Annotated in this window: 2 protein-coding genes and 1 pseudogene; 2 read left to right on the top strand and 1 reads right to left on the bottom strand. The window is 67.7% G+C overall.

What is annotated here, in order from left to right; translation table 11 throughout:
* Window positions 1-257 precede the first annotated feature (257 nt).
* Complete coding sequence (locus tag ABT123_RS36525; protein ID WP_351322734.1) at window positions 258-869, top strand: DUF5753 domain-containing protein; 612 nt, start codon at window positions 258-260, stop codon at window positions 867-869.
* A gap of 1,022 nt (window positions 870-1,891) precedes the next feature.
* Here the strand turns inward: ABT123_RS36525 and ABT123_RS36520 are convergent.
* Window positions 1,892-3,123 (bottom strand): annotated as a pseudogene (locus tag ABT123_RS36520) (IS256 family transposase).
* Between the two features lie 433 nt (window positions 3,124-3,556).
* On the opposite strand from ABT123_RS36520, the gene ABT123_RS36515 reads away from it, so the two are divergent.
* A partial coding sequence (locus ABT123_RS36515) for a DEAD/DEAH box helicase (RefSeq protein ID WP_351322732.1) occupies window positions 3,557-7,775 on the top strand: 4,219 nt, incomplete at its 3' end.

Genomic DNA, 7,775 nt, shown 5'->3' with positions numbered 1-7,775 from the left:
GACCCCAGGCCCTACGTCTGGACCAGGACCGCGGACGAGATCCTCGAACGCCTCGCCTCATATCTGAACAGAATTCCCGACTCAGAAGACTAGGGAGATCATCGAGTGGCCGTCGATGCACCGCTCCAGTGGACGTGACTGGGCCCGCCGGCGTGGGTCGACGGCGGCTGCCCGGGCCGGTGAAGACGAGCCGCTGTTACAGGCAGTTCAGGCCATCCCACTCACCCTAGAGGTGTCGAGCTGTCACGATCGCGGTCATGACGATCCCTCCGCCGGATGCGGCGCCAGGCTGGGACGACCTGCTTCGTGCGGGGACGGGCCCTGTGCAGCAGAGTTTCCTGGAGCTTGTCCGGACCACGCGTGAGTATGTGGGCTACAGCCCGGAACTGGTCTCGGGTCTGTTGCAGACTCCGGAGTACGCGGCTGCCGTGCTGCGCCTCGTCGTGGACTTCTACGGGATTCCCGACGACATCGAGGCAGGGGTGGCTGCCCGTACGGCTCGTGCCCAGTGCATCGGCCAGGAAGGTCGGTCCTTCCACATCCTGCTGGGTGAGCAGGCGTTGTACACCGAATTCGGTGGGCCGGAAGTGATGCGAGGCCAACTTCATCGATTGCTGGAGGCGACAGACCTGCGGGGCATGTCCCTGGGGATCATCCCGGCCCGCGCTCGCCTCCTGGTCCACCCGGGAGGCGGCTTCTCGATCTTCGACGACAGCAGGGTCGAAGCCGAGGGATACCGCGGAGCTGAAACGATCACGAATCAGGACCGGATTGCCCTGTTCCGCAAGGCGTTCGGGCTCCTCCAACCCTCCGCTGTATACGGACAGGCTTCCCGAGACCTGATCGCGTCCGCACTGGCGGCGACCTGATTGGTCGCCGACGTTACGCGGAAGGTGATGCTGACTGCCTACATCAGGAGCAGGATCGCGAAGCTGTCGCCTGCGACCAGGCGTGAGTCAGTGGCCCCGTTCGGCGTTGACCGGAGATCTGGTCCGTGACTGGTCTGGGAGGGGCGTCTGATGTGTCGTCAGCTAAGTCAGCATCTGGTCAGCATCAGTCCTTGAGCATTCCGGAGCGGCTGTCCGATTCGATGCCTGTCCCGCGGCGCCACAACAGCCTGGTTCGCCCGGAAATGCAGGCCAGGAGCCTTCTCGTCAGAGACGATCGATGTTCCTTTTAATCTTCGATCCGACGCGTGCCGGTGTAGAGTGAAGACCGCCCTTGACCTGCAGAAAGCTGGCAGGGAGCCGTCTTCTAGGAGCTCAAATTGCTGCGCACCATGATCAAGTCCAACACCTGACATCTGGACGTTTCCGCAGGCCAGCGGCGTGGCGACGGAGCTTTGGTCAGCAATCGGTCAGCATCAGCCCCTGGGGCTGCGCACGGAAGCACACCAGCTGGCGGTCGGGCATGTTGCTGGCGCAGGGGGCTTGTCGGCGCGTCGCGACGGCCTCTGTCACGTGGAGCCCGACGTCGTTGAGGCCGCGCCCGGCCGTCCTCGCCAGCGACACGGGTGCAGTCATCCACCGGATGACGAGGGTGCAGAGTAAGGCGGCGGCAGCTTCGTCTCCTTCGTTCAGGCGAAGCGATCACTATTTCGCGCCAACCCGCTGTAGCGCGTCGGCTTCCCGGCCGGGCAGGGCGGCGCACGGACGTCCTGCGCGAGTAGGAGGAAACGCAATTCCGATCGCTGCAGGGGGATTCCTCCGGTGCTGCGGCCGTTCTTCGCGCCGGACCCGGACCGGTACTGCCGATGGCGGGTCCAGCTGGATTGCGCTTGCATCAAGGAGCTGCTGACACCGGGTGACTGCATCCCTCTCAGCGAGAGCCAGTGCCGGTCACGTCCGCTGATGTGGTGTATCGATGGCCACTCGGCGATCTTGGTTTGAGGTTATGCGGTGAGTTCAGTCGGGATGGCGGGTTCGTCGGGTCGCGACTCGATTGGGTGGAGGCGGGCTTTGGCGAGGAGTTCGAGGCCCATGTAGCGGCGGGCTTCGACCCATTCGTCGTTCTGTTCTGCCAGGACGGCTCCGACGAGGCGGATGACGGCGTCGCGGTCGGGGAAGATCCCGACGACGTCGGTGCGGCGGCGGATCTCCTTGTTCAGGCGTTCTTGTGGGTTGTTCGACCAGATCTGCTTCCAGATCTCGCGGGGGAACGCGGTGAAGGCGAGGAGGTCGTGCCGGGCTTCGTCGAGGTGGGCTGCGGCTTTGGGGAACTTGGCCTCGAGGGTGTCCAGCGCTTTGGTCATCTGTGCGTGGACGGCCTGGCTGTCGGGTTGTTCGAAGACGGTTCGCAGCAGGGTCGCGACCCAGGGCTGGGCGGTTTGGGGACCTGGGAGAGCAGGGCGTAGTGGGTGCGGCAGCGCTGCCAGGAAGCGTCGGGCAGCACGGCGCCGATCGCGTCGACGAGGCCGGCGTGGGAGTCGGAGATGACGTGCTGGACACCGGTCAGGCCGCGGGCGATCAGTGAGCGGAGGAAGGCGAGCCAGCCGGCGCCGTCCTCGGCGGTAGCGACGTCGATGCCGAGGATCTCGCGCTGTCCGTCGGCGTTGACGCCGACCGCGACGAGTGCGGCCACGTTGGTGATCCGTCCGCCTTCGCGGACCTTCTGTGTCAGGGCGTCGAGCCAGACGGACGTGTGGGGGCGGGCGTCCAGGGGCCGGTTGCGGAAAGCCGCGACCTGGCCATCCAGGTGCTTGGCCATCGCGGAGACCTGCGATTTCGACAGGTGGGTCACCCCCAGGGACTCGGCGAGTTTCTCCACACGGCGGGTGCTCACGCCAAGCAGGTAGGCGGTGGCGACCACCGAGATCAACGCTTGTTCGGCCAGTCGTCGGCGCTCGAGGAGCCAGGAAGGGAAGTAGGAACCCTGCCGGAGTTTGGGGATCGCGAGTTCGATCGTTCCCGCGCGGGTGTCCCACTCGCGGGGACGGTAGCCGTTGCGGTGGTTGACGCGTTCGTCGCTGACCTGCCCGTACTCCGCGTTGCAGACGGCATCGGCCTCGGCCGACATCAACGCGTCCGCGAACGTTTTGACCATCGCGCGGAGCAGGGCGGGACTCGCCGCAGCCAGGTGGTCGTGCGCGAGGGCGTGAAGGGGCAGACTGTCGGGTGCGGTCATCGTGCTGATCTCCTTCGTGACTAGACATCTCGAAGATCAGCCGGTGGCCGTTCGTCTATGCGGGCACCCACCCGAACCCCGGCACAAACCCCCGGAACGGCTAGAACCCGTACACCACTTCCAAGGACGCAACCCCAGTGGGATGTCCTACGTCGGCCACCTTCGGCGCCTTGGGCCGGACAGGTGGAGGCGGCCTACTCCATGGGTGTGGATGCCGACGCTCCATCAGCATGCATGCGTTGCTCCCAGTACGGCGCGTGGAAGCTGAACACCGTCCCGTAGCCGTCAGTCGCTCTCGAATACTTCCCTGAAGGTCCAAAACCTTCCGAGTCGACCTATGATGCAGGTCACGGCCCGGATCTCCAGGGGAGGGAGAGTCCAGGGAACGGTGCGGTCGAGCCTGGGCCAGGGCCGTGTGCAAGGAGGGGTGTGCATGCCCGACGGGCAGACGGTTTCTGCGGCATCGCGGAAGGTTGCAGAGCTGGTCCGCGCATTCTCGTCCGGAATTTCTGAGCGGGAACTGGTTGCCGAGGCCAAGAGACAGTTCGGCAGGCTGCCAGAGCAGCGGTTGGTCAAGTTGATCGCCGAGGCGGTCCGCGGAGGTCTGCTGATCACTTCGGGGGATCGTCTCCTTCTTGCTGCTGCGCAGGAAACGGCACTCCCGCCACCGGTGGCGCCGGAACAGGGCAAGGCAGGCACGAGATCCGCTGTTGATTCGCCGTTAGACGAGACTTTCCTGCTGCGGACCGTCGCGCTCGACGTCGAGAGCGTCGTACGGACCACGGCCACCGCACCCTACGTGGAGCGACACGTATACGAGGTGGCGGCTGTCAGGTTCGGCGCCGACCGGGAATGGGTCGCGTCGGCGCCCCACTGGCAGCGCTTCCTCAGGTTTCCGGGAGACTGTGAGGAGTTGCGTGACGGCAGCGTGCGGAACGCCGTATTGGGCCAGGGGGTGCCCCGACAGCAGGCGTGGACGGAGCTGAGCGAGTTCCTGTCGGGTGCCGACGTCGTGGTCGCCTATAACGGCGAGGCGCTGGACTTTCCCGTCGTCAGTGAAGCGGCAAAACAGGCCGGTGCGAAGGATCCGCTCTCCGACGTACGCCCCGTCGACGCCCTGTACCTCGCCCATGCCGTCTGGCCGACGGCACCGTCCCACCGACTTCAGGACCTGGCGGTCCAGCTCGGTGTGTCCCGTTCGGGCTTGCGTGCCCACACCGCGGACGGCGATGCGGTCCTGCTGGTCCGTTTCCTTGAGCGCGCGGCCTCCGAGTTCGCCTCCCGCGCAGCCGAACTGCGTGCTCTCGTCTCCGACGTTTGCCCCGACTCCGACGCGTGGCGGTTGTTGCGGGAACTGGCCGAGGGCGACTCCACCCCCAAGCGTGAGCCGCTCGTATGGGCGCATGGTCACGTGGCCCGCCTGCTGAGTGCTGAGTTCACGCAGCACGCGCCACGCCGCACCGCTGACGGAAGGGCCCCGGGCAAGGGCGTCGTGAACGTACCGGCCGTCCTGCGGGGCGTCGGCGGACGGGTCGAGCCGACCGCTCTTGCGGGGGTCGTGCACGGCGCACACGTCGAGCCTCGCCCTGCCCAGCAAACCATGACGACGACACTGCATGACTGGACCGACCGCGGCATCAGCGGCCTGCTGGAAGCACCCACGGGCACCGGCAAGAGCTATGCAGTGCTCGCCTCTGCATTGGACTGGCTCGCCGGAGGCGACAACCGTACCGCTGTCATCGCCACGTACACCAAACAGCTGCAGAGCCAGCTGGCGAAGGACATCAAGGACTTGGAGCGGGCCCTGCCAGGCATCCTCGGCGTCGCTGACCTGGTCAAAGGCAAGTCCAACCGGCTCTCCCTGGCTGCCCTGACGAAGACTCTCGCCGAAGCCACCCACCCGCGCCCCTCTGCGAGCGCGCCCCGCGCTCATTTCTCCAAGCAGCGTCGCTTCCGCGAACTCGCCGTCTTCCTCGCACTCCGCCTGCTCGCCGCCAAGGAGCCCCCGCAGACATGGACGGCGAGATCGGTCGACCCGGTGGACCTGCCGCCCTTCTTCACCGAGTACGTGGGCCGGGGCCTGGCGCAGTGGCTGGAGTCGTTGTCTCAGCGCGACGGTGATTACGGACCCTCCACGAGCAACCCGCTCCACGTGCACACCGACACCGTCCGAGAGGCCATCGGCGGCCACCGCCTCATCCTCGCCAACCATGCGCTCGTCCTCTCCCACCTGGACGACCTGCGCGCCCTTGGGTCTGATGTGCTCCTAGTGATCGACGAGGCGCACGAGCTGGAAAACGCCGCTACCTCCGCGCTGACCGTCACCGCCGACTACCAAGACCTGGAAGCGTTGCTGCCGGAGTACCACGCGTGGGTCGCGGCCGCACAGCCTGGTACCGCACGGGACCAGGCCGGCGCGGCCATCGCCGATCTCGAACGCCTACTCGACGACGAACGGCTTCCTCGGCTCGCCGCTCAGGCATTCGATGCCCAGGCCAAGGGCGTGGGCGTACGGATCGGCAGCCGGGCGACCACGCTCGCCAGCCCGTACACCGGCACCTCCGGCACCCGGAACACGCGACGGCTCGCGCTGCTACTCGAGAGCATCGCCAAGGCACTCGCGACCTGCCGCATCACGCTGGAGCGCTACGTTGCTCAGCAAGCAGTCGCGATCGATCCGCTGGTGCGTGAGCGCCTGACCGCGCTCGCGGACCACATCGACTCCCTGACCACGGCCCTCGACCGGATCACGAGCGACATCCGCGACTTCCTCGACCCTGCCGTCACCCTGGACGAGGCGCTCCCGTCACGCGTGATCCACCTTGAAGAACTGGCAGAACCCAGGGCCGACTTGCGTTCCTACCGCTTCCGTATCGCCACCAGCCCCGTCGACCTGCCCGCCGATCCGGAGTGGCAGCGCTATCTGGAGTCCTTCGACCGCGTCCACTATGTCTCCGCGACCCTCCGGGTCGCAGGACAGTGGAACTTCATCCGAGGCCGACTGGGGCTGCCGGACGATCTGCCGGCGCTGGCCCTGCCTTCCCCGTTCGACCTGCGCAGCCAGGCCGAAGTCGTGTGCTTCTCCGACTTCCCCTCCTGGGCAGAGCAGGAGGAGGGCGCGCTGCGGACCGTCGCGCACCAGGTCGCCGGTTTCGCAGCCGAGATGACACACGAACGCGCCGACGGCAGGGGGTTCGACGGCGGCGGCCTGATCCTCACGACCGCCCGCTCGACCGCCGCGGGCATCGGCTTCCATCTCGTCGAAGAGCTGCGCTCCCGTGCCCTGGATACCCCGGTTGTCGAGGCGCTCACCCTCGGCAACGGCCGGGCCTACCAGGCATTCACTAATCGGAGGGACGGGGGAGGTTTCCTCGTCGGCACCAAGGGACTCTGGCAGGGGGTCGATGTCTCCGACGCCGAACGGCTGCGCCTGGTCTGGATCAACAAACTGCCTTTTGCGCCGTTCGCCGCGCCGATCGTGGAAGCACGGCGAGCGGCGGCCGCCGAACGCGCCGAGCACGCAGGCCACCCCGATCCGGAGGGCGCCGCCACCGAGCACTACTACCTGCCGCTCGCCGCGCTCCAGCTCCGCCAGGCGGTCGGCCGGCTCATCCGCTCCGACCGGCACCGCGGCGTCGTCGTCATCAGCGACCGTAAACTCGCCGGAGCGAGCAGTCTGCGCCGTTGTTACCGGCGTGCCTTCCTCGGAAGTCTCGACGGCGGACTGGAGCGCCCCGACCCGGACACCGGCGACGTCGGCGGCGGCAATGTCACCACCATGACCGAAGGGTGGCGCCGCATCTGGCGGTTCATGGCGGCACACCGACTGCTGGACGCCGATCGGGCCGCCGAACTGTGCACGGACGAAGCCCTCGAACGGCACACCCTCCTGCACCACACCCGCCGGATCCGCGAACTCGCTCTGACCACCGAGGAGACGCGGAAGCTGCAGGAACAGAACTCTCTCGCCGAGGAGGTCAGGGTCCGCTGCGCCCACATCGGCGGCCTGCTGCGGCTCGCTGACGAACCCGTGGACCTGAAACCGGCCCAGGAGTCGGTCATCACCGCCGTCGCTGAGGGCCGCAACGTCCTCGGACTGCTGCCAACCGGCTTCGGCAAGAGCTTCACCTTCCAGTTGCCCGCGCTGGTCCTGCCCGGCGTCACGGTGGTCGTAAGCCCGCTCGTCGCCCTCATGCACGACCAGGCCCTCGAACTCAACCGGTCCATCGGCGGCGCCGTCCGCGCCCTGATCTCCCCACTGCGTGAGTCCAGCAGCAGGGCCGGCAAGACGGAGGTGTCGGACCAGCTCCTCGGCCGCGCCGACCACGGCATCCGCCTCGTCTATGTCAGCCCGGAACGCCTGTGCCAGCGGCGCTTCAGGGAGACCGTGCGCGCGGCCGCAGCGGCAGGCCGGGTGACCCGGATCGCCGTCGACGAGGCACACACACTGGCGCAGTGGGAGGACTTCCGGCCGAGCATGCGCCGGGTCAGCCGGTTCCTGGACGAGCTGCGCCGGGACCACGGGGTGGGGGGGGCCCCCGGGGCCCCCCCCCCCCCCCGGGGCGCCCCCCGGGGGGGGCGCGGGGGGGTGGTGGGGGTGGCCCCCCGGGGGGGGGGACCCCGCCCGCCCCCCGCGGCCCGCGAAAACCAGG

The sequence above is a fragment of the Streptomyces sp. NPDC002054 genome (assembly GCF_040296685.1).
In the GTDB taxonomy this organism is placed as follows: domain Bacteria; phylum Actinomycetota; class Actinomycetes; order Streptomycetales; family Streptomycetaceae; genus Streptomyces.
This window is presented reverse-complemented; position numbering and strand designations above follow the sequence as displayed.